21 protein-coding genes are annotated in these 22754 nt (G+C 54.7%); 8 read left to right on the top strand and 13 right to left on the bottom strand.

Going from position 1 to position 22754, the window contains the following annotated elements:
* The first annotated feature begins 170 nt into the window (after positions 1-170).
* Positions 171-2018, top strand: a complete 1848-nt coding sequence (locus GGE09_RS03430; protein WP_309743891.1) for a zinc-ribbon domain-containing protein — start codon at positions 171-173, stop codon at positions 2016-2018.
* Positions 2019-2037: 19 nt separating this feature from the next.
* Here the strand turns inward: GGE09_RS03430 and GGE09_RS03425 are convergent, their stop codons facing one another.
* The 4 genes from GGE09_RS03425 to argH all read right to left on the bottom strand — a co-directional run bounded on the left by GGE09_RS03425 (position 2038) and on the right by argH (position 7964).
* Positions 2038-4674, bottom strand: coding sequence for a TIGR02302 family protein (locus GGE09_RS03425; protein ID WP_309743886.1), 2637 nt, complete (start codon positions 4672-4674; stop codon positions 2038-2040).
* 41 nt (positions 4675-4715) lie between these two features.
* Positions 4716-5987: a diaminopimelate decarboxylase gene (gene lysA, locus GGE09_RS03420; RefSeq protein WP_309743885.1), complete on the bottom strand. Its 1272-nt coding sequence runs from the start codon at positions 5985-5987 to the stop codon at positions 4716-4718.
* A gap of 119 nt (positions 5988-6106) precedes the next feature.
* Complete coding sequence (locus GGE09_RS03415; protein ID WP_309743884.1) at positions 6107-6427, bottom strand: DUF2834 domain-containing protein; 321 nt, start codon at positions 6425-6427, stop codon at positions 6107-6109.
* 127 nt (positions 6428-6554) lie between these two features.
* Complete coding sequence (gene argH, locus GGE09_RS03410) at positions 6555-7964, bottom strand: argininosuccinate lyase (protein WP_309743882.1); 1410 nt, start codon at positions 7962-7964, stop codon at positions 6555-6557.
* Between the two features lie 42 nt (positions 7965-8006).
* On the opposite strand from argH, the gene GGE09_RS03405 reads away from it, so the two are divergent.
* Positions 8007-8594 carry a TlpA disulfide reductase family protein gene (locus tag GGE09_RS03405; protein WP_309743881.1) on the top strand — a complete coding sequence of 196 codons (588 nt, stop codon included), beginning with the start codon at positions 8007-8009 and terminating at the stop codon, positions 8592-8594.
* A 49-nt stretch (positions 8595-8643) separates the two neighbouring features.
* Here GGE09_RS03405 and GGE09_RS03400 read toward each other — a convergent pair whose 3' ends face one another.
* From GGE09_RS03400 to GGE09_RS03390, 3 genes are all read right to left on the bottom strand, one after another.
* Complete coding sequence (locus GGE09_RS03400) at positions 8644-9105, bottom strand: response regulator (protein ID WP_309743879.1); 462 nt, start codon at positions 9103-9105, stop codon at positions 8644-8646.
* A gap of 23 nt (positions 9106-9128) precedes the next feature.
* Positions 9129-10259: an ATP-binding protein gene (locus GGE09_RS03395; RefSeq protein ID WP_309743876.1), complete on the bottom strand. Its 1131-nt coding sequence runs from the start codon at positions 10257-10259 to the stop codon at positions 9129-9131.
* A gap of 134 nt (positions 10260-10393) precedes the next feature.
* The gene (locus GGE09_RS03390; RefSeq protein WP_309743875.1) at positions 10394-10969 is read right to left on the bottom strand and encodes a DNA-3-methyladenine glycosylase I; all 576 of its coding nucleotides are present in this window, start codon (positions 10967-10969) and stop codon (positions 10394-10396) included.
* A 253-nt stretch (positions 10970-11222) separates the two neighbouring features.
* On the opposite strand from GGE09_RS03390, the gene GGE09_RS03385 reads away from it, so the two are divergent.
* The 3 genes from GGE09_RS03385 to GGE09_RS03375 all read left to right on the top strand — a co-directional run bounded on the left by GGE09_RS03385 (position 11223) and on the right by GGE09_RS03375 (position 14137).
* Entirely contained in the window at positions 11223-11969 is a 747-nt protein-coding gene (locus tag GGE09_RS03385) for an EAL domain-containing protein (RefSeq protein WP_309744817.1), read from the top strand.
* Positions 11970-12182: 213 nt separating this feature from the next.
* Positions 12183-13358 carry an acetyl-CoA C-acetyltransferase gene (locus GGE09_RS03380; RefSeq protein WP_309743874.1) on the top strand — a complete coding sequence of 392 codons (1176 nt, stop codon included), beginning with the start codon at positions 12183-12185 and terminating at the stop codon, positions 13356-13358.
* A 56-nt stretch (positions 13359-13414) separates the two neighbouring features.
* Positions 13415-14137: a beta-ketoacyl-ACP reductase gene (locus GGE09_RS03375; protein ID WP_309743873.1), complete on the top strand. Its 723-nt coding sequence runs from the start codon at positions 13415-13417 to the stop codon at positions 14135-14137.
* Between the two features lie 67 nt (positions 14138-14204).
* Here the strand turns inward: GGE09_RS03375 and GGE09_RS03370 are convergent, their stop codons facing one another.
* The 3 genes from GGE09_RS03370 to GGE09_RS03360 all read right to left on the bottom strand — a co-directional run bounded on the left by GGE09_RS03370 (position 14205) and on the right by GGE09_RS03360 (position 15606).
* Positions 14205-14369 (bottom strand): DUF465 domain-containing protein, encoded by a 165-nt coding sequence (locus GGE09_RS03370; protein WP_309743872.1) that lies wholly within the window; start codon positions 14367-14369, stop codon positions 14205-14207.
* A gap of 257 nt (positions 14370-14626) precedes the next feature.
* Complete coding sequence (locus GGE09_RS03365; protein ID WP_309743871.1) at positions 14627-15388, bottom strand: methyltransferase; 762 nt, start codon at positions 15386-15388, stop codon at positions 14627-14629.
* 2 nt (positions 15389-15390) lie between these two features.
* Complete coding sequence (locus GGE09_RS03360; RefSeq protein ID WP_309743869.1) at positions 15391-15606, bottom strand: DUF2007 domain-containing protein; 216 nt, start codon at positions 15604-15606, stop codon at positions 15391-15393.
* 102 nt (positions 15607-15708) lie between these two features.
* Here GGE09_RS03360 and GGE09_RS03355 point away from each other — a divergent pair, with 102 nt between their 5' ends.
* Positions 15709-16662, top strand: coding sequence for a polyprenyl synthetase family protein (locus GGE09_RS03355; protein ID WP_309744815.1), 954 nt, complete (start codon positions 15709-15711; stop codon positions 16660-16662).
* On the opposite strand, the gene GGE09_RS03350 is transcribed toward GGE09_RS03355, so the two are convergent.
* The 3 genes from GGE09_RS03350 to GGE09_RS03340 all read right to left on the bottom strand — a co-directional run bounded on the left by GGE09_RS03350 (position 16638) and on the right by GGE09_RS03340 (position 21001).
* The gene (locus tag GGE09_RS03350) at positions 16638-17468 is read right to left on the bottom strand and encodes a 4-(cytidine 5'-diphospho)-2-C-methyl-D-erythritol kinase (protein WP_309743867.1); all 831 of its coding nucleotides are present in this window, start codon (positions 17466-17468) and stop codon (positions 16638-16640) included. The two genes, GGE09_RS03355 and GGE09_RS03350, sit on opposite strands and share 25 nt — an antisense overlap.
* Complete coding sequence (locus GGE09_RS03345; protein ID WP_309743863.1) at positions 17455-19176, bottom strand: tetratricopeptide repeat protein; 1722 nt, start codon at positions 19174-19176, stop codon at positions 17455-17457. The genes GGE09_RS03350 and GGE09_RS03345 overlap by 14 nt, the downstream gene beginning before the upstream one ends.
* Before the next feature lie 169 nt (positions 19177-19345).
* Positions 19346-21001, bottom strand: coding sequence for an electron transfer flavoprotein-ubiquinone oxidoreductase (locus tag GGE09_RS03340; RefSeq protein ID WP_309743861.1), 1656 nt, complete (start codon positions 20999-21001; stop codon positions 19346-19348).
* A gap of 245 nt (positions 21002-21246) precedes the next feature.
* On the opposite strand from GGE09_RS03340, the gene greA reads away from it, so the two are divergent.
* Both greA and GGE09_RS03330 read left to right on the top strand, forming a co-directional pair.
* Entirely contained in the window at positions 21247-21717 is a 471-nt protein-coding gene (gene greA, locus GGE09_RS03335; RefSeq protein ID WP_309743859.1) for a transcription elongation factor GreA, read from the top strand.
* Positions 21718-21736: 19 nt separating this feature from the next.
* Complete coding sequence (locus GGE09_RS03330) at positions 21737-22753, top strand: hypothetical protein (protein ID WP_309743858.1); 1017 nt, start codon at positions 21737-21739, stop codon at positions 22751-22753.
* Position 22754: the final 1 nt, after the last annotated feature.

Raw genomic sequence — 22754 nt, 5'->3', positions numbered from 1 at the left:
TCACTTGCGGTTCAGGAACCTGTTTTGTAGGTTTTCGCTCATCCCGCATCTACATGCAATCTTTACAAAATTGAACAGATACTTGGAAAGGCGAGGTTCCGCCGCTAAAACTAGTAAAAACGCTGATTCGCTGCTGGGCGAGCGGCACAAAAAAATTCAGCGAGGGTGCCATGCGGATAGTATGCCCAAGATGCGTCGCGCAGTATGAAGTAGATGAGTCAGCGATCCCGGCAACGGGGCGTGAAGTGCAATGCGCGAATTGTGAAAACATCTGGTTTCAGGACTATATTGAAATGCTGCCCGATCGGGCCGGCGAAATCAGTCCTAACGCAGACAGCAAAAGTGTGTTCGACGATCTGGATGACGCATCCGAGGTGAATTTCCATTCCCAACGCAGCCAGGCGCCAGAGCCCCCTGCCGCGCGACCGTCTGCCATCGAAACATCCGATGATGAAGAGGTCGAAAATCTGCTTGCGGATACATCGGACGAGGATGAAATCGACTCGTTTTATGATGACGAGGATGAAGACGACGGCGACGATCAACCTGCAACAAACATTCCGCTAACTCCGGTTAACGAAGACGTTCTGAACGTGCTGCGATCCGAGGCGGCCTTTTCCTCTGCCTCTGCGGCGCGGGAACAATTAGACGCAGCAGCAGCCAATGCAATTGACGGCGACGGCGAAGAACGCAAACTGGCCGCCGATCAATCCTTTGCCGAGCGCGAAGAGACTGAAACAACAGTCGAGCCCGAAGAGACCGAAGACCCGCAAGAGGCTGTTGAGCTTGAGGACGCTGCCAAAGTAGATGAAGGCGAAGAACCGGACCGCGAGGAAACGACTGAAACTGCGGTAGAAGACCCAGAAGACAGCGCGCCAGTTGATACCCCGGCTGACACGGATGACAGTGATCTGGATTTTGCCGACCTCACAGCCTTTTTGGATGCCCATTCCGACGCGGAGCAATCCGAAGAACCAGAGGAAGAGCCCGAAGTTGAAGACGACGAAGATCTGGACGAAGAAGACGATGGCACCCCCACGTTCGATCCTCTGTCCGATCTCGACGCAATCCGCAGCCAGCTTGACACCATCGGTGCGGAGCGAGCGGCAAACGAAGATGAAGACGACGACGGGATCGACTACACTCCGATCCTGCCGTCAGACGACCCGATTTCTAATCTGTCTGATGAGGAAGAAAATCCCTACGACCAAGAGGATTCTCTGGAAACCGATGACAGCGTCACGGATGATCTGGATTTATCAGAGCTGGATGACACATCAGACCTGCTCGCTTCAGTGCGCAGTCAAAGTGCTGACGCGGAAGCAGAATCAGACGACGACTTTGAAGATGAATTTGACGATCTCGACGAACTTGACGAGGACCGCCCACGCCATGCTTACCGTGCGGATGGGGCAAAATCACAAGACACCGATCCGGACGAGGACGATCTGGATCCCGACGACGACGATGACGGCGAAGATGACGACTTGGACGAGGACGCCGTAGCCCATACAAGCGCCGCTGCCGCCACCGCTGCATCTGTGTCTGCCGCATTGGGCATGTCCCGCCCACGGGCCAAAAACACCCAACCACGCGCCCGCATCATGCAAGGTTTCGGATTGAGTGAAGGTGGTCAGGATCCGGAGTTTGATCCGGCGCTTGACGACGCGCCAGAATCTTTTGACGCGGCGGACTTACCAGAACCTACACAAGCGGAACGCAAGTCCCTGCTGCCAGATGTTGATGAGCTGGACGCATCCCTGCGCAGCGAGGCTGACCATCCCCGCCGCCGTGACCGCGAAATGCGCGAAGCTCATGAAGAGGAAATTTCCCGCACTTCAGGCGGATTCCGTCGGGCTTTCGTGTGGACGGTCTTTGTGTTTGCTGTGCTTTTTGCACTGTATCTGTTGCGGCCAATGATCGTCGCTGCCCTGCCAGGCGCGGCGGTGGTGCTCGATCCATACGCCGCAGCCATCGACAGCCTGCGGCTGTTGATTGACAAGATTACGGGCAGCTAACCCCACATAAAGTGTTGATTTAAAAGCGATCCAACAAGCGCTTGAGGTACTCCAACTCTAGCGACGGGCGGGTTCTGTCGCCTGACCGCTTGCGGATTTCATCCATCACTTCACGGGACCGACGGTATTGTTCCTCGGTCGGAACCAGACGTTCGTTTGTGCCGATGCGGCCTGTTTCAGACAAGGGGCGACCCAATGGATCACGGGCATCGTCTTCGCCTTGACCAGGTTCAGTTCCCTGTTGCCCGCTTTGGTCAGACTGGGCCTGCCGTTGAGCTTCACCCAAACGGCGCATGCCTTCGCGCAGGGATTCCATGGCATCCGCCTGATTGTTCAGCGCATCCGCCGAATTGCCTTCTTGCAAATTTCGCTCGGCCTCGCCCATCTGACGCTCGGCCTCGTTCAGGCTTTCCGACAGCTCTTCGCCCCCTTGAACACCGTTTTGATCAAATCCCTGACGCTGCTGCTCCAGCATTTGGCGCAGCGCCTGCTGGCGGTCCGCCAACTGACCAGGTGTCATTCCGGGGCTTTGACCGCCTTGTCCTTGACGTTGTTGCTGGCTCTGGCCTTGTCCATCGCGATCTTGCGGTTGGCCCTCGCCCTGATTTTCACCCTGCTGGTTGCCGTCGGGCAGTTGCGGATCAGGGGATTCATTTTGCTGCTGGCGGTTCTGGTCAAACTGCTCTTGTAGATCGCGGTAGGTGTCATCCGCCAGATCCTGCTGTTCGCGCAATGTATCGCCCAGCCCTTCCATGGCTTGCTGGTTTTGCCCGCCTTGCCCGTTCTGGCTTTCGGTGACGCGCATGTTCTCCATCATTTGCTGAAGCTGCTCCATCAGGGCCTGGGCTTCGTCCATACGCCCCTGCTCCATCAGCTCCTGAATGCGATCCATCAACTGTTGCAACTGATCCTGTGACATCTCACGGGTTTGCCCGTTTTCAGCCTGTTGCTGGTCTGAATCATTGCGTTGTTCTTCGGCCAACTGACGCATGTATTCATTGGTCGCCTGACGCAACTCATCCATCAACTGCTGGATTTCATCTTGGGTCGCGCCGTTTTTCATCGCCTCGGACAGACGCTCTTGCGCACGTTTCAACCGCTCGCGCGCATCGGCCAGATCGCCATCTTCAATCAGCAGCGCCGCTTTCCACAGCATTTCAGCCACTTCATCACGCACAGAGTCCGTCAGCGGGGCGCCCGCGTTATATTCCATCCGCCGCAACGCCGTGCGGATGATCAAATAGGCCTTTTGCCCCCGCCGTTCAAACGCCACTTCGGGCTGATAGGTGATGGCTTTCAGAACCATAGTGATCCGCTTGGCGTTTTCACGGTTCCACAACAGATCGCGCCGCTGTTCAGCCACTGCGGCTGCCATCGTATCAAAAAACCGCTTGCCAGGCATTGGGCCGATTTCAGGGACAACTGTGCCCGTCTGGCCCAACTCATCCACAACCGTCATCACAATGCGCACGGGCAGACCAGCCCAAGGATGCTCGGCCAAATCCTCAACTAATGTTTCTTCAAAAGCGGCTGTTTTGCGGGTAAATGGCAAAGGCAAATCCAGAGACACCATATCACGGGGTTCAGGGTCCAACGTCAGCCCGTATCGGCGATCCACAGCATCCAGTGCCAGCTCTATCTTCACCGAGCCGCCTTCAACCCCGTAATCATCCCGTGCTTCAAAGGGCATTTGCAGCGCACCTTGAACTGTGCGGGTGATTTCCCCTGTCAGGGCCACCTGCGGGTCTTCATCGGCGATCATCGCGATATCCCAGCCTGCGTCAGGCCCCTGCGGTGGCACCAAGGACAGGCTACCCGATTTCACCACTTCCAGCGTGGTTTCGCCAAAGCCGTTTTCGCCCGCTTCAATGGCGACATTCCCATCGCGATCTGTGCCGCCCGTGACGGTTTCGCTTAATGTCGCCCCTTCGGTCGCACCGTAAATCCGCAAGGTGATCCGCGTGCCTTCGGGCAATTCCAGCGTATCGCCTTTGGCAATGTCGTTCAGATAAACCGCTGGTTTTCCCGTATAGGCAGGCGGTTCGGCCCAGCCTTCCCAGCTTGGCCCTGTGGCCACAATAGGCCCGTCAGCGGTCAGGCTTTGCACCAAGGATTGCACGGGATCAGACCGCCCGAACAGCACCGCGCCGCCAAACACAAACACCGCAATCAGGCGCAGGGCCCAAGGGTCGCGCCGTGCCAGCCGCACATGGGGGCGTGCCGCCTGCGACCCGCGGGCCAGATCGGCCATTTTCTGCAAATGCCGCGCCCAAAGATACCGTGCACCTGCATCCGCGCTGCCAATTGCCAGAGAATCATCAAGCGCCTGTAAAGGCCTCCCGGGAATATCCGCATCCAAACGCGCCTTGGCATCAAGAACCGTCGGCCAGCGAAATCGCCGTATTCCACGGGCAAACAACCACAGCCACACCAGCGCCCCAACCGCAAAAACAGCGATTGCCACAGCTTGCGGCATGTCAATCAACAGCCCCAGCCGAACAATCGCCAAAAGCGCCAGCGTCCATGTTATCAACAACCAAAACTGGGTCATTACCCGCTCAACCGCAAGCGAGCCGCGGGTCAACCGCAGCCGCCATGTCAAAGCACGCATCGCCTTGCGTGTCAGTTTCTTGACGTCGATTTCATAGTCAGCCATCCAATGCCTTTACCCGCCTTTCGCGGTTCAGGTCTGCAAGGTTACTCCTGCATCCACTCTGGTAGCTTATCCCGATTTAACATTTCGTCAAATGTCGGACGTGGCCGAATGACAGCATATTGATCGCCATGAACCAGAACTTCGGGGATCATCGGGCGCGAATTATACTCGGATGACATCACCGCGCCATAGGCACCTGCGGAACGGAATGCGATCATGTCCCCGTCGTCCAAATGGGGCATCTGCCGTTGTTTGGTAAATGTGTCACCCGATTCGCAAATCGGCCCGACAATATCAACGGGCGCCAATGCAGCACCGGCAGCAGGTTCGATGACGGGGACAATATCGTGATAAGCGTCATACATGGCAGGGCGGATCAGATCGTTCATCGCCGCATCCACGATCAGGAAATCCCGCCCGTCACCAGATTTGCGGAAAATAACCGACGACACCATCAAGCCAGCGTTGCCTGCTATCAGGCGGCCCGGTTCGATTTCAATCTCACAGCCCAGATGACCCACGGTTTCACGCACCACTTGCCCATAGTCCAACGGCAAAGGCGGCGCTGCATTGCTGCGCTCATAGGGAATCCCCAAACCGCCGCCTAAATCCAGCCGCGAGATTTCATGCCCGTCCGCGCGCAAAAGTTCTGTCAGTTCAGCCACTTTTTGAAAAGCCGCGCGGTAGGGCATCAGATCAACCAACTGACTACCGATATGCACATCAATGCCGACAACCTTGATCCCCGGCAAACCCGCCGCCAGTGCATAGACTTCACGGGCCCGCGCAATCGGAATCCCGAACTTATTCTCGGACATGCCCGTGGCAATCTTGGGGTGGGTTTTCGCGTCCACATCGGGGTTCACCCGCACGGTGATCGGCACCACAACACCCATTTCAGTGGCCACTTTGGACAGCAAATGCAGTTCGGGTTCGCTTTCTACGTTGAACTGGCGAATACCGCCTGCCAGAACCACCTCCATCTCGGCACGGGTTTTACCCACGCCGGAAAAGACGATCCGCTCCCCTGGAACACCCGCAGCCTTGGCGCGCAAATATTCCCCGACAGACACAACATCCATCCCAGCGCCCATGTCGCCCAACAGCTTAAGAACCGCCAGATTGGAATTGGCCTTCATCGCGTAACAAACCAGATGGGGCATACCCGCCAGCGCCTCATCAAATACGGTGAAATGTCGGGCCAGCGTCGCGCTGGAATAGACGTAGAATGGCGTGCCAACAGCCGCCGCAATTTCCGTCAGCGGCACGTCTTCGGCGTGCAATACCCCGTCGCGGTACAAAAAATGGTCCATAGCGCAGTCCTTACTTAAAGCCTGATCCGCTTAAACCGAATCCAAGCGCCGAACCACCCTTCTTTTGAGATAGATACCTTCTTCGACCCGATCCGTCAGGGCAGATCGGGTGGGGTCAATCACGTAACGGGCCGTGCCCGCAAAAACAGGTAGAGCGGCAAGCCGCAACTCACTCCGACACAAAAGGTCGCGGGAATACAAAAGGCCAACACCCAATAATCCTTGCGCTGATAGACCTCGGCCAGCATCCAGATCACCAGCGCCAGCGCTGAAACTGTCAGATCCCAAACCAGACCGGAGGAGGCCGCATTCGCATGCCAAGCATCCACCATGCCCATTAAATCAAAGCCGTTTTCGCCGAACCATGCCAGAAAATACCGCATGGGCAGGATGGTGCCCGCCACAGTCAACAACAGGTAAATCACACGCAATCCGGACATTCTGGCATCCAATTCCGCAGGTCAGAAACCCGCTATTCGCTGGTTTCACTGACGGGCAAAGGGTCATCTTTGATGCCGCAGGCCGAAAGGCCCACAGCTAGAGACAGACAAATGATAAAAACCCGCATCACCCGATCCTTTCCCGCCAAGCAGCAATCTGCTTGCGCACTTGATCCGGGGCTGTGCCGCCAAAGCTGACACGGCTGGCCACCGAATTCTGCACCCCAAGCACACCAAACACGTCCTGTGTAATCTCGCCGTGTACCGATTGCATGTCTGCCAGTGACAGATCGGGCAGATCGCAGCCCCGATCCTCGGCCATTTTCACCAAAGCGCCAGTAACATGGTGGGCATCGCGGAACGGCATGCCCAGCGCACGCACCAGCCAGTCAGCCAGATCGGTGGCGGTGGAAAACCCGCTGGCCGCCGCCACTTCCAGACTTGGCGCGTTTGGGCGCATATCCGCCACCATGCCAGCCATCGCCGCCAGCGCCAGCATCAGGCTATCGGCGGCATCAAACACCTGTTCCTTATCTTCCTGCATGTCCTTGGAATAGGCCAGTGGTAGACCCTTCATCACCGTCAGCAAACCAACAAGACTGCCGTTGATGCGACCGACTTTGGCGCGGATCAGTTCTGCTGCGTCGGGATTTTTCTTTTGTGGCATGATGCTGGATCCTGTCGAGAACCGGTCGGACAGGATCACAAAACGGAATTGGGCCGACGACCAGATTACCAGTTCTTCGGCAAAACGGCTAAGATGTGTGGCGCAGATCGACGCAGAGGACAGGAATTCCAGCGCGAAATCCCGATCACTGACCGCATCCAGACTGTTGGCGCTTGGCCGGTCAAAACCCAGCGCCTCTGCTGTGGCGTGACGGTCAATCGGGAATGAGGTGCCCGCCAGCGCCGCAGCCCCCAGCGGAGATTCGTTCATCCGCACCCGTGCATCCGTCATCCGGCTTTTGTCACGGGCGAACATTTCCACATAGGCCATCATGTGATGCCCCCAAGTAACCGGCTGGGCCACTTGTAAATGGGTAAATCCGGGCATCACAATATCTGCCCCTGCTTCGGCCTGATCCAAAAGCGCTGCAATCAACGCGTCCAATCCGCTGATGGCCGCATCCAGCTGGTCACGCACCCACAGTTTGAAATCTGTCGCAACCTGATCATTCCGGCTGCGCCCTGTGTGCAAACGCCCCGCTGGTTCGCCAATGATTTCTTTCAGGCGGGATTCCACATTCATGTGAATGTCTTCCAGCGCCGCAGAATATTCAAAACTTCCGCCCTCAATTTCTGACAAGACCGTGAGCAGGCCTTCCCTGATCGCCTTTGCATCACTATCAGTAATGATGCCCTGCTGGGCGAGCATTGCTGCGTGGGCGCGTGATCCTTCGATATCTTGTCGGGCCATCCGCTTGTCAAAACCGATTGAGGCGTTAATTGCCTCCATAATGGCATCCGGACCGCTGGCAAAACGCCCGCCCCACATGGCATTAGAAGATTTCGTGGAGGATGATTTTTTGTCTGACATGATGAATACGTCCGAAGTTAACCCGATGTGAAAAGGCCTGATATGACCCTGAAGAAAGCTCTCGCTGCCGCAGTGCTATACGCCGCTGGTGCAACAATCGCAAATCCTGTCTTGGCCGCAGAGCCGGATATCGCGGCACTGATCGAAATGCGTCAGGGGGATATGAAGAAACTGGCCTTCACCGAAACGCCTGCAGATGCGGTGGAAACCGGATTTGTCGATGCAGCCGATGCGCCGTTTTCTTTTTCGGATTTTCAAGGGAAATACCTGCTGGTGAATTTTTGGGCCACTTGGTGTGCGCCCTGTCGACATGAAATGCCAACGCTTGATGCGTTGCAAAAAACTTATGGCGGGGACGATTTTCAGGTAGTGGCGATCGCAACGGGGCATAATCCCTTGCCTGCGATCGAAGCCTTTTTTGAAAAAGCAGAGGTGGAAAATATAGCGATTTACCGCGACCCAAAACAAAAGCTGGCCCGCGAAATGTCAGTGCTGGGTCTGCCCATGACCATGATCCTGAACCCGCAAGGTCAGGAAATTGCCCGATTGCGGGGTGATGCGGATTGGTTTGGTGAAGATGCCCAAGCGATCATTCGAACCCTGATCGAGTCAAAAAAACAAGGGTCTTAACAAGTGGGTTAGACGGATGTGGCGCAGGGGAGAGGCGGAAATCTCGGCCTTACCCCTGTTCAGCAGTGGATTGCGCTTTTCGAGCAAGGTATTCGGATATTTCATACAAATGCTGCACAACCAAGGGTTTGTTCAGATATTCCTTTACCACAGAATATTGTGACGCCCGATGTTCATCGCTTGGGTCCAGAGAGGTGGTCAACATGATCACCACCATCGCGGTAAAGCTGTCACCCATTTCATCCGTGGCAGCTGACAAAAATTCAAACCCGTCCATACGTGGCATATTAATATCCAGAAGAATCGCATCCACCGAGGAGCGATCTTTGCGGCGCAAATGTTTCAACGCCTCTTCGGCGGATAAAAATTGGTAAACCGTGCCCACCAACCCTGAACGTTTGATGATCCGGCGATAGATCATCTGATCCACCTTATTGTCATCCACCACCATCAAATTGGTTATAGCGGGGGTCTCACCCTCGGGAATGAACTTATGTACTTCAAAAGTCATCGTGTCTTCCTCTGTTAATGGCTTCAGTTTTGCATCAGCGGCAATCTTACCGCGAAGCACGACCCTTGGCCTGATTTTGACTGTAGGGTAATCGTCCCTCCGTGGTTCATGGCGATACGTCGGCACAGCGCCAATCCTAAACCAACCCCGTCATATTCTTCGTACCGATGTAACCGGCCAAACACCGCGAAGACCTTGTCAAAATCGGCTTCGTCAATGCCGATGCCATTGTCTTGCACATTAATTTCCACCTGATTCCCATCCACCACAGTCGCGAAAAGTTTTATCTTGTTGCCGCCTTCTTTCTTTCCATATTTGACCGCATTCCCGATCAGGTTCTTCAGCAACAATCGCATCTGCGTTCTATGGGCGATGACTTTTGGCAGGCTGCTTACGTCGACCTCAGCACCCGAGTTTTCAATGTCTTGGCGCAGATCATCCAGCACATCCTGTGCCAGAACATCCAGCGCTACAGGCTCGAACTCCACAACCTCGCCGATGACACTTGTGTAGCTGAGCAAATCCTCAATCAGCACCTGCATCCGCTTGATTGAGGTTCCCGCCAAGTCCACCAGATCCAATCCATCTTTGGAAAGGGCATGACGTTCATTCTCTAACAATTCAGCCAACAACATGCTGACCGTATTCACCGGCGATTTCAAATCATGACTGACCGCATAAGCAAATGAGCGCAATTCACTATTGGCAGCCGCCAATTCCCGACCTGTTTCATAGCGCCGTTTCACCGCGGTTATTTCGTTGTGGACCCCCAACATGCGGATCGCCTTGCCAGTGCCGTCGCGTATGGCCTGCCCACGGCAGCGCACCCAGATCGTTGAGCCGTCCACATGTTTATAGCGCACAACCTGATCGTAGGGGTGATTTGAATCCGCACAATGTTGTTCAAAGTTTATCAGTGCAAGTTTCAGGTCGTCCGGATTGATAATATCCTGCCATTCCGCCGGATTATGGGTCTTCTCCCGTGGATCTATCCCGAACAGCTTCCAAAACTCCGGGCTCATCCACTCTTGGTCCGGTTGTTCCAGATCCCAGTACCATACGCCATCCAAAGAGGCTTCTTGCACAAACTGCCACATGGCAGGGTTCACGCTCATCTCATGTTCAAGTTCGGTTTTCAGGTAGTGATCTGCCATTTTACGTTCACAAAAGCCCCAATAGTCGCATCCCTTTCTTATTGCGGCTCAAGGTCTTAAGGAACGGTTTCCAAAATAGGGTAATTTTGTGAGTGTCTAAAATTGCGCGAATTTCTGTGGCGGTTTCAGGAACGTCACCTTGCCAAACGCGCCACCTCTTCGTGGCGATGACAGGTTATCAGGTGGTCGTTGATCAAGCCGGTTGCCTCCATCCAGGCATATACAATAGTGGGGCCGCAAAATTTGAATCCCAGTTTCTTTAAATCTTTCGAAATCCGTTCGGAAAATTCCGTAGAGGGCGGCACCTGCGCCATGGTTTCAAACCGGTTCACCAAAGGCTGGCCCCCGACGTAATCCCACATAAGCGCGTCAAAACCCTGTCGTTCTTCCAGCTTTATCCACGCCTGAGCGCCGGAAATCGCCGCCTCAATCTTACCGCGGTGGCGGATAATCCCCGCATCACCCAGCAACCGCTGTACGTCGGCTTGCGTAAAGGCTGCAACTTTTTCGGGATTAAACTCTGCAAAAGCACTGCGAAACGCGTCGCGCTTTTTAAGAATCGTAAGCCAGCTTAGCCCTGCCTGAAACCCGTCGAGAACCAACTTTTCCCACAAAGCGCGGCTGTCATATTCCGGAACGCCCCACTCTTCATCGTGATAATTTACATAAATTGGTAAAGAACCACACCAGTCACATCGGGTTTTTTCCATTATTTACGCCTACTTTCATAACCTTAGCAATTTACCGAAAAGTTAACACAATTTGGAACAAAATGGGAACCTTAACTTCGCCTTAGCATATTCACCCTGATGATAGACACAACACTCACACGATTCGGAGGATTGCCGCGTGACACATCTAAACGGGCCAGATTTGAATAAACCGCACCGGGGTCAGGGCCGTAGCCAGGAGCGTGGCTATGTAAGTTCGGACGATAACACGCAGCAAAGTTCAATCATTGAAATGGTGCGCTCCGCAATTGAACGGAAAAATGTTCTTTTGGCTTACCAGCCCATTGTACACAGCAAAAACCCGACCCGCCCAGCCTATTACGAAGGACTCATTCGCATTCTTGATGACAAGCGCAGGATCATTCCCGCAAAAGAGTTCATTGAGGTCGTTGAAACCATGGAAATCGGGCGGGTGATCGACTGTCTGGCGCTGGAACTCGGCCTTGTGGCCCTTGCCGAAGAGCCTAGCCTGCGACTGGCCATCAACATGTCAGCACGTTCCATCGGCTATCCCCGCTGGATGGACACATTGAACCACGGGTTGGCCCTTGATCCAACAATTGCCGAACGGCTGATTCTTGAAATCACTGAAAGTTCGGCAATGTTAATGCCAGATATCGTCAATGTTTTCATGGGGGATTTGCATCGACGTGGAATTTCTTTTGCCCTTGATGACTTTGGCGCGGGCTATACCGCTTTCCGCTTTTTTCGCGACTTCCAGTTCGACATTGTAAAAATCGACGGTCAATTCATCCGCAATATCCACAAGGATGCGGATAACCAAGTATTAACGGCGGCGCTCATCTCTATCGCCCAACAGTTTGATATGTTCACCGTTGCGGAATGCGTTGAAAAGAAAGAAGAATTATCCTACCTGCAGGAGGCAGGTATCGACTGTTTACAAGGGTATCTGTTGGGGCGTCCGGAAACCGTACCAGTCTGGAAAGAAGACGAAACTTCGCTCGAGGGCTATATTTAAGCAGCATTAGCAGGGCACCTTTGGCACCGTACTGATCTACACAGTTTGGGCTGGAATCGTCAATCATAAGGAAAATTGCGACATCATTCCTCTTGCTTCATGCCCAACCCGCTTTATACGAAATGGTAAATTCACTGGTGAACCAACCGCGTGATTGTGCCATAGGACCCGATTTTCCGGCCTGCGCAATGCGCTTTGTATAAGGACTAAATCATGACCAATGTTGTAATCGCTTCGGCCGCCCGTACCGCAGTCGGCTCTTTCCTTGGAAGTTTCGCCAATACTCCGGCACATGATCTGGGCGCTACTGTTATCAAAGCCGTTTTGGAACGGTCCGGTGTTGATGCGGCTGATGTGTCTGAAACCATTTTAGGCCAAGTCCTTTCCGCTGGCCAAGGTCAAAACCCAGCACGCCAAGCGCATATCAACGCAGGTCTGCCCCAAGAAGCAGCCGCTTGGGGCATCAATCAAGTGTGTGGTTCCGGCCTGCGCGCTGTTGCGCTGGGTGCGCAACACATTCAACTTGGGGATGCAGGCATTGTTATTGCTGGTGGCCAAGAAAGCATGTCTTTGTCCCCCCATGTTGCCAACATGCGCCCAGGCCAAAAAATGGGCGACATGCAATTTGTCGACTCCATGATCAAGGACGGCCTTTGGGACGCTTTCAACGGCTATCACATGGGTCAAACTGCTGAAAACGTTGCAAATAAATGGCAGATCAGCCGCGACATGCAGGATGAATTTGCCGTCGCCTCCCAAAACAAGGCTGAAGCCGCGCAAAAAGCTGGCAAATTTGCCGATGAAATCACACCTTTCACAGTGAAAAATCGCAAGGGCGATATCATTGTAGACTCAGACGAATACATCCGTCACGGCGCCACAATGGAAGCCATGCAGAAACTGCGCCCTGCCTTTGACCGCGAAGGCTCTGTTACCGCCGCGAATGCATCGGGTCTGAATGATGGGGCTGCAGCCACATTGCTGATGTCTGCTGACGAGGCTGAGCGCCGCGGGATCGAACCTTTGGCCCGCATCGTTTCTTATGCAACAGCGGGTCTGGACCCATCAATCATGGGTGTCGGCCCGATCTTTGCCTCGCGCAAGGCATTGGACAAAGCAGGCTGGACCGTTGCCGATCTTGATCTGGTTGAAGCCAACGAAGCATTTGCAGCGCAGGCCTGTGCCGTGAACAAAGATATGGGCTGGGACCCATCCATTGTAAACGTAAACGGCGGCGCAATCGCAATCGGTCACCCGATCGGCGCATCCGGCTGTCGCGTTCTGAACACACTGTTGTTCGAAATGAAACGCCGCGATGTAAAGCGCGGTTTGGCAACCTTGTGCATCGGTGGCGGCATGGGCGTTGCCATGTGCGTAGAACGTTCGTAACATTACGGCCCCACCCAAACGGTGGGGGCCAAAAAATATAAACAGGGAGAGACAATATGGCACGAGTTGCATTGGTAACGGGCGGGTCCCGTGGGATTGGCGCGGCAATTGCAAAACACCTAAAGGCTGAAGGTTACACAGTAGCGGCAAATTTCGCAGGGAACGAAGACGCCGCCGCTGCCTTTACTGCCGAAACAGGCATTCCAACCTATAAATGGTCTGTGGCTGACTATGATGGCTGTGTTGAGGGCATCGCCAAAGTAGAAGCCGAACTTGGCCCGATTGATGTGCTGGTAAACAACGCCGGTATCACCCGCGACGCCCCGTTCCATAAAATGACCCGCGAACAGTGGTCCGATGTAATGGACACTAACCTGTCTGGCGTGTTCAACATGACCCATCCGCTGTGGAATGGCATGCGCGAGCGTAAATTCGGCCGTATCATTAACATTTCTTCCATCAACGGCCAAAAAGGCCAGTTTGCACAGGTCAACTATTCCGCGGCCAAAGCGGGCGACATCGGTTTCACCAAAGCACTGGCACAAGAAGGTGCGCGCGCTGGCATCACAGTGAACGTGATTTGCCCCGGCTATGTGGCCACCGACATGGTAATGGCTGTCCCTGAAAAAGTACGCGACAGCATTATTGCAACAATCCCCGTTGGACGCCTTGGCGAACCCGAAGATATTGCACGCTGCGTGGCATTTTTAGCCTCGGACGAGGCTGGATTTGTAACTGGTTCAACAATGACCGCAAATGGCGGCCAATACATGACCTAAACGGCGACGGATCGCTGGATACAGAAAGGGCCGCTTAATCAAGCGGCCCTTATTTTATTCACCCCGACTAATTCGTCAGTCGGGAAATTTCTTCTTTAAGGCGGAGTTTTTCTTTTTTGAGGGTTACGATCTCCAGAGCATCCACTCCGGGCCGGCGCTGAGTCATTTTGACTCTTTCAGAGAGTTCTTCGTGTTTTCTTTTCAGTTCAGAAATATGGGAACTTACGCTCATAGTACACCTCCGTTTGGTTTCGTAAGTCCATTGCAGCACAAGATTTCAATCCTGTCATCAAAATGTTTCGTTGGGTTTGATTAAAGCGGCGCCTCGCCAATGGCAAAAACGACAGAACAATCATTGGTTGAGTCAAAATATCGAGCATTTCAGCCTCGATAGCTGGCCAGAGTCCCCAAGAATCCAACCAACGCATTATTCAATAATTATCGCACAATTTTGCGAGCGGCCCAACTAAACGCCTTTTCGCAGCCGAATCAGGCCCAGTTCAAGGCCGCCCCGTGGCGCAGAATGGATTCGGCATCAGGGGCAAAATCGGGGGAGCCTTGCACATGTTCGCTGCCGGAATGTACCACAAATGGCGCTAAAAGTTGCAGCGCCCCCCGTGCGCCTTTGCGAGCGCGCACCAGAACCCGTTTCGCAGGTTTGCCACTGCGCGCCGCAATCGGCAGCACCTGAATATCCCCCGCGCGGCCGGAAAATCCGGTCAAGATCTCACCCAAGTGGTCACTCAGATGGATCATAGTGAACACCCCACCGGCCCGCAGGCGCCGTAGCCCCGCGTCAATCCAGACGCTTGTTCCGGTGCCATCCACATGAGCAAGCCGCTTGCCGTCATCAACGGGTTGGCTGACACTGCCTTGGGTGAAAAATGGCGGGTTGGCGATCACATGATCAAAGGCCTGCTCTTTCAACACCATCGGCATCTGGGTCAGGTCCCCCTCGACCACATGAAAAGAAATGTTATTTTGCGCTGCATTTTCACGGGCCAGCGCTGCATAGTCGGGCTGAAGCTCCAACCCGATCTGCATCAATCCGGACTGCCGCGCCCCAAGGCACAGGCTGGCCACGCCAACGCCACACCCCAGTTCCAGCACACGATCCCCCGCTTTTGCTATCACAGATGCGGCCAGAAATACGGGATCAGTGGCCGCACGATAGCCGTCCTGCGGCTGGCGCACCTGCAAACGCCCGCCCAGAAAACCGTCAAGCGTTGTAGCCCCATCGCGGTCGGTCATCGTCAATCCGGCAATTCAATTTCATTGTCGCGTAAAATGGCACAAGCGCGGAAATAATGTGCATCCGCGACCATAACACGCCTTGGCATCACACCAATCGAGCCTTCTAATATGCTCATATGGACGTCGAGATCAAAGCACTCTATATCCTCGGCACGCAGCAATGCGTGGGTAAAGGCCACAATAGTCGGGTCATTCGTGCGCAACAATTCTTTCATACCAAAGGCATACGGCCAATTGGTATCGGATGTCGAGCCAAAGGGAATGAATAAACGGTGAACAACATTAGCCCCCTTAAACCACATGAACAATTGGCCGCAATGCTGGCCGATGACATGGCGCTGGTGAACGACCATATCCGCAACCGGATGGCGTCAAAACACGCGCCCCGGATTCCCGAAGTCACCGCCCATTTGGTCGAGGCAGGCGGCAAACGTTTGCGCCCGATGCTGACTTTGGCGGCAGCGCGGTTGTGTGGCTATGACGGTCCCTATCACATCCATTTGGCGGCCACGGTGGAATTCATCCACACCGCCACGCTGCTGCACGATGATGTGGTGGACGAAAGCGCAAAGCGGCGCGGGCGGCCGACGGCGAACCTGTTGTGGGATAATAAATCTTCGGTTCTGGTGGGGGATTACCTGTTCTCCCGCTCGTTTCAGTTAATGGTGGAAACTGGCAATTTGCGGGTGCTGGATATTCTGGCAAATGCTTCTGCCACCATTGCCGAGGGCGAGGTGTTGCAACTGACCGCAGCCAGCAATCTGGCTACGGATGAAGCTGTCTATCTGCAAGTGGTGCGTGGCAAAACCGCGGCGCTGTTTTCTGCGGCGACCGAGGTCGGCGGCGTGATCGCAGACGCCGATGAAACCGTCACACAGGCGCTCTACGACTACGGGGATGCCCTTGGGATCAGCTTTCAGATTGTAGATGACCTGCTGGACTACGGCGGGGCATCGGCCAGTTTGGGCAAGAACACCGGTGACGATTTCCGCGAGCGGAAATTAACCCTTCCGGTGATCAAGGCAGTGGCCAAGGCCGATGAAACCGAACGCGCTTTCTGGAAACGCACCATCGAAAAAGGCGATCAGCAAGACGGCGATCTGGAACAGGCGATGGCCTTATTGGCCAAACACAACGCTATGGAAGAAACCCGTCAGGACGCGCTGCACTGGGCTGGCAAGGCCCGCGCCGCGTTGCAACCCTTGCCCGAAAGCGAACTGCGCAAACTGTTGATGGACCTGTCCGATTACGTGGTCAGCCGCGTGGTTTGAACCCACCAATCAGGGTGAGATTCGATCACTTTATCCGCCGCTGCCGTGGCGGATAAATCACTGTCATAAATCCCAAAACAAGTGGCCCCTGACCCGGACATCCGGTGCAACACCGCACCGGTTTCGGCCAAGGCATTCAGAACCAGAGAAATTTCGGGCGCATTAGCGATTGCAGGGGTTTGCAGGTCGTTGCGTTGCGTAATAAGCCAACGGACCCAATCCGCCGCGTCATTGTTATCAATCGCAGGATTATCTTTGCATGCCAGCGCCTTAAACACATCAGGCGTTGCGACAGATACGCCTGGATTAATCAGAACAATCGGCAAGTCAGGCGGGTTTGGCAGCGGGTCAATCACCTCGCCTATACCGCGCATTCGGACGGTTTTTCCGCTCACACAGACAGGTACATCCGCCCCCAGCGTCAGTTGTTTAGCCGCATCGGGCAGCGGCAAGCCCCACAGTTCAGAAAGCCCGTGCAACGTGGCTGCGGCATCCGCCGAGCCGCCGCCGATGCCCGATGCCACAGGCAGGTTCTTTTCCAGATGGATCGCAGCACCCTGCCCTGCGGTTTTTCCAAAGCAGCGGGCAGCTTTCAGGATCAGATTATCATCAGCCCCGCCAAGCCCCGCGCCGAATGGTCCACTGATGGACAGGGACACAGAGTCGGCAGGTTCAAAGGTCAGTACATCGCCGTATTCGGCAAAACCGACGATGCTGTCCAGCAGATGATAACCGTCAGTACGCTGCCCCGTGACATGCAGGCAAAGGTTAATCTTTGCCCGTGCGACCTGCCTAATTATTGCCATTGCCGGACGCGGTTTCGCGGGTCTTTTCCTCGTCCAGAACAGCATCCAGACCTTTTTCCAGCTTCCGGCGAATCCGTATCGCGTCTTTTTCGTCCGGCTTGAACGACAAAGCCCGACGCCATTGGAATTCAGCCTCGCGCTTGCGGTTCACCTTCCAATACACATCGCCCAAATGGTCATTGATGATCGCGTCATTTGACACCAGTTCCACCGCCCGCTCCATCGGGGCAAGGGCTTCTTCGTATTTGCCAACTTGGTACAGAACCCAGCCAAGGCTGTCAGTAATATAGCCGTCATTTGGGCGGGCCGTCACAGCGCGTTCGATCATGTCCTGGGCTTCATCCAGCCGTTCATTTGCCTCTACCAGCGAATACCCCAGATAGTTCAGCACAAGGGGCTGGTCGGGACTGAGTTCTAGCGCTTTGTGGAAGTCTTTCTGGGCCTGTTCCCAACTGCCTTCCCGTTCGTTCGCGATGCCGCGCGCGTAAAACAAGAACCAATGGTTCGGCGCAGGTTCGGGGATCATATCAACGGCGGTATTATACGCCTCAGCCGCCTCGGCATAATCTTCTTGCCCGCGCAGCACATCTCCTAGTGAAATATAGACCCGTGGCACGTCACCGTAGCTGCGGGTCAGGTTGCGCAGAACCTCAATCGCGGCATCGTGTTTACCGGCATCCACCAGCGCATCAGCCCGTCCCAGTTCGGCATTCAGGAACATCGGGTCGTCCTGTTTGACACGGGAATAGGTGCGGGTGGCCAGATCGAACTGGTCTTGGTCTTGCAAAATTTCAGCTGTTAGAAGAATCGCTTCGGTGTAACCGGGGCGCAGATATTCCGCCAAACGGGCATAAACCAGCGCATAACGTTCGTCCTGTTCCCGCTCCAACACGCTGGCAAGGGTCAAGAACACCTCGGCCGCACCTTGGGATGCATCGGTGATAAAATCGTAATCCACCACACCTTGTGCCGCAATCCGGTCCCGTAAATCAGACACACCCTGATCGGATGTCCCCCGCAGCGCATTGTCCAGCAGCGCCAAGGCCTCGTCTTTGCGATCCAACTGGGTCATGATCTGGGCATGGGCAATCAGGCTGCCGCGATTCAGGCGCAGATTGCCGTCTTCATCCCCTGTCAGGATTTTATCCGCCGTAGCGAAATCCCCAACCGAGGCCAGCGCCAGTGCTTTGTGGTATTGCCCGAACAACCGCATGGCAGGCGGGTTGTCCATCGAATCAAAACGATCCGCAGCAACGGTCATTTGCCCGTCGCCCAGCGCGACCCAACCGGACAAAAGGCCGGTCAAAAGCGGGCTGAAAATATCGGCGCTATCGGTCAGAACCGTCTGTGCTTCGGAAAAATCACCGTCGCGAATATCCTGGGCAATCACTACCAGATCGGCAAGCTGGCTGGCAAATTGGCCACTTTGAATCTTGCGAGCAATCGCAATGGAGCGGTCTACATCCCCTTTGGCAACAAAGGATAATAACGCGTTTTGCAACAGGTAGGGATTGCTTGGGTCGCGGGCCAATGCTTCGGTGTAAAAACGGGCAGCTTGTTCGTAGTTATTGTCCCGATTGGCCTGATTCCCTGCAAGATATGCCCCCGCCAGCCCTTGGGCCTGCACCGGAGCACCGCCCCCTGTCGTCGCGCCCAGCGCAACGGCGAGCCCCATCACAACCGCGATACTTTTGGTAAACCCTGCCACGTTTCATCCAATCTTTGTCAGCTTTGAGCAAAACCTAGCCCCAGACCCCGGTTTTGACAATGAATGACCTGCGCTTTGGGGTCACATCTTTGTTGGAATTTCACCCAACCTGTAGAAATCCGCCGATCTACAAGCAAAAACCCCGACGCATGGCCGGGGTTTTGGGATGTTACATATTCGGGTAGTTCGGACCTTCGCCACCTTGCGGCGTCGCCCAGTTGATATTCTGACTGGGGTCTTTGATGTCGCAGGTTTTACAATGCACACAGTTTTGCGCGTTGATCTGGAACCGAGGATTGGACCCGTCGTCATCACGCAACACTTCGTACACACCCGCAGGGCAATAGCGCTGCGCAGGTTCCGCGAATTCCGGCAGGTTCACTGCAATCGGAATGCTCGGGTCTTTCAATTGCAGATGGCACGGTTCGTCTTCGGCGTGGTTCGTCGCCGAGAAACTGACGTTGGTCAGACGATCAAAGCTGATCACCCCATCCGGTTTTGGATAGTCGATCGGCTTGTGTTTGCTAACTTTTTCAGTGGCTTGCGCATCCGATTTTCCGTGCTTCCAAGTGCCCAGCGGGTTCCACCCTGTCAGACTGGCGACCCACATGTCCAAACCACCCAGCGCAAGCGAGGCAATCAGGCCGTATTTTGACCAGATCGGTTTGACGTTGCGCACTTTTTTCAAGTCTTTGGCAATCGGTCCTGTGCGCACCTCTGTCTCATACTCTGTCAGTTCGTCGCCTTCACGCCCCGCTTTAATCGCGGCAACCGCAGCCTCGGCGGCGGCTTTGCCAGACAGCATGGCGTTGTGATTGCCCTTGATCCGCGGCACGTTGACCAACCCTGCGGAACAGCCCAACAGCGCGCCCCCCGGGAAGACCATTTTCGGGATCGACTGCCAGCCGCCTTCGGTAATGGCACGCGCGCCGTAGGCCACACGTTTACCGCCTTCCAGCAGTTTTTTGATTTCAGGATGCTGTTTGAACCGCTGGAATTCCATGTAGGGGAACAGATGCGGGTTCTTATAGTTAAGATGCACCACGAAACCGATGAAAACCTGATTGTTTTCTGCATGATACAGGAAAGACCCGCCGCCTGCAGCACTGCCCAAAGGCCAACCCATCGTGTGGGTCACAGTGCCTTCGCTGTGTTTTGCCGGATCAATATCCCAGATTTCTTTCATGCCCAGACCGAATTTCTGCGGTTCTGAATCTTTGGCGAGATCGAATTTTTCGATGATCTGTTTGGACAGTGACCCGCGCACGCCTTCGGACAGCAACACATATTTACCGTGCAATTCCATGCCGGGTTCATAGCTGGGCCCCTGCGTGCCATCGGGGTTCAAACCGAATTCGCCTGCGACTACGCCTTTGACTTCGCCGTTTTCGCCGTAAATCAGTTCTGAACAAGACATGCCGGGGAAAACCTCGACCCCCAGTTCTTCGGCCTGTTCCGCCATCCAGCGACAGACGTTGCCCATGGATACAATGTAATTGCCATGATTGTTCAGCAATGGCGGCATCGGGAAATTCGGGATGCGCATGCTGCCGGCTTCGCCCAGCACCAGAAAGTTGTCTTTCTTAACAGGCACTTTGATCGGCGCACCTTTTTCTTTCCAATCCGGGATCAGCGCATCCAGACCGCAAGGATCCAAAACCGCGCCTGACAGGATATGCGCCCCGACCTCTGATCCTTTTTCCAGCACAACCACGTCCAGATCAGGGTCAAGCTGTTTGATACGGATCGCAGCAGACAGACCCGCAGGCCCAGCCCCCACAATTACTACATCATACGGCATAGACTCGCGTTCAATATCGGACATGGTCACTTCTCCCCTCAACTCGCCTAATCTGGCGGAAAATCATCTGCGTTGTTCTACTGACATTGCAACGGTTGGGCAATATTGAAAGCCTTACCATGCGTTCAGCCTTATAAATTCCCCCGTCACGGCGCGTAACACAGCAATTTTGCATAAAAAACAGCCGCACTCTGGGGCGAATGGCCCCTTGCAGAGAACCGCATCCACTTTTAAGGTCAGTTTTCGGAAAAGTTGAGTGGACAGGCCTAATGGAAAAAATCCCGATGACACCGCGCGGCTATAATGCTGCACAGGTAGAGCTGAAACAGCTGAAATCAGTGGAACGCCCTGCAGTGATCAGAGCGATCGCGGAAGCACGCGAACATGGTGACTTGTCGGAAAACGCCGAATACCACGCCGCCCGCGAGCAGCAAAGCCACATTGAAGGCCGTGTCAAAGAGTTGGAAGGCTTGATCAGTCTGGCCGATGTGATCGACGTAACAAAACTGTCAGGCTCGATCAAATTCGGGGCCACTGTCGAATTATACGACGAAGACACCGAACAAGAGAAAACCTATCAGATCGTCGGCGAGAACGAGGCTGATATCGACAAAAACCTGCTCAATATCAAGTCCCCCATTGCGCGGGCCTTGATTGGAAAAGAGGAAGGTGACAGTGTCGAAGTGCGCACTCCAGGCGGCACCAAGAACTACGAAGTGGTGAGCATTAAGTTCATCTAAGGTCACAAAGGCCCGTTACATGTCTAATGCAAATACATCGCTTGCGCCAACAGTGCCAGCCAACAGCGGCGCTGAAACGCGGATCGCGCTGGCGCTTAGCATTTTCTGGCTGCTGGCCTGCACGCTTTATGTGTTTGGGGTGCCCGGTGCACTTGAACAAATCACCACAAATATCCTGACCCTGATGATCGCCTTCATCGCCATGTTCTTTCCGGTGATTGTGATCTGGACCGTGGCCTACGTATCGAACTCCCTGCGCGGAATGCGCGCGGAAACCAATGTGCTGCGCAACTCGATGGATCAGATCAGAGCGGTGATCTCGGAAAAACCCGAAGCAGACCAAAGCCTGAATACAAAACTGCAAGAGCAGTTGAACGAAATCGCGGCCCTGACCCAGCACACAGACAAGCGGCTCAATGAATTGACCGCCAAAGCACTGACCTCAACTTCTGAACTGGCAAGCCCGCGCAGCGATGCGGCAGCCTTAGCTGAAAAACACGCCGCCCCCGAAGACGTCAGTCAAACCTCACTGCCACTGCAATCGCCCACGGGGCCAGAGCGGATGCCGATCACGGTTACCGAATTCATCAAGGCACTGAATTTCCCCGACAACGCCGACGACCGCGAAGGCTTTCGCGTGCTGCGCCGCGCCTTTGAAGAACGGGAATTGGGCAAACTGCTGCAAGCCTCCCAAGACGTGCTGACCCTGCTGTCCCAAGACGGCATCTACATGGATGACCTTACGCCAGACAAACCCCTGCCCGCAGTCTGGCGCCGTTTTGCCAACGGCCAACGAGGCCTGACGGTTTCAGCCCTTGGCGGCATTCGGGATCGCTCGGCCCTGACTTTGGCCAAAACACGGCTGAAAAACGATCCGGTTTTTCGCGATGCCACCCATCATTTCCTGCGTAAATTCGACCAGATCCTGATCGAATTCGAAGAGTCCGCCGAAGACAACGAGCTGCTGGAAATGTCCCAAACCCGCACCGCCCGCGCCTTCATGCTGCTGGGCCGCGTTGCAGGATCTTTTGACTAAT

This window comes from Roseobacter sp. N2S, assembly GCF_031454055.1.
Taxonomy (GTDB): Bacteria; Pseudomonadota; Alphaproteobacteria; order Rhodobacterales; family Rhodobacteraceae; genus Amylibacter.
This window is presented reverse-complemented; position numbering and strand designations above follow the sequence as displayed.